Raw genomic sequence first — 436 nt, 5'->3', positions numbered from 1 at the left:
GCACAGCGATTCCGGCGGCAATTCCGCTCTTCATGTCAAGCAACCCTCTTCCCGGCATAAAGTCGCCCGTGCGGAAATCGAGCAGCGCGCGGTGTTCGGTGGCATTGAGTGGTCGGCCCTCAAGATCCTCCAGCAGGGCGGAGAGCAGTTCATCTGGATTGAAAGCCAGAGGCGCGAGATCGCGATAATTTTCGACGGAGACAACGTCGTAATGCCCAGCCATTACAAGGGTGCGGGGACCTCGTCCGCGAATCACCGCGACGACGCTCTTCGTAATCGGATCGCCGTGGCTGTCCACCAGTCGGACGTGTTCCGGATGGTCACGGAAGTATGGAATCTCGAGCAACAGACTAGCCAGCTTGACCGCGAAGGTGGCTTCGCCCGGCGTGCCGGTCTCACTGGCCCATTCGACGAGCCTGTACGAGATCTCCTGAAC

General features: G+C 59.9%; 1 pseudogene. It reads right to left on the bottom strand.

What is annotated here, in order from left to right:
• Positions 1–436: pseudogene (locus tag EOA60_RS38085) on the bottom strand (peptidase M20); the annotation flags it as partial.

Source organism: Mesorhizobium sp. M1A.F.Ca.IN.020.06.1.1, assembly GCF_004023265.1.
In the GTDB taxonomy this organism is placed as follows: Bacteria; Pseudomonadota; Alphaproteobacteria; order Rhizobiales; family Rhizobiaceae; genus Mesorhizobium.
The sequence above is the reverse complement of the archived record's forward strand: the minus strand, read 5'-3'. Positions and strand labels throughout refer to the sequence as shown.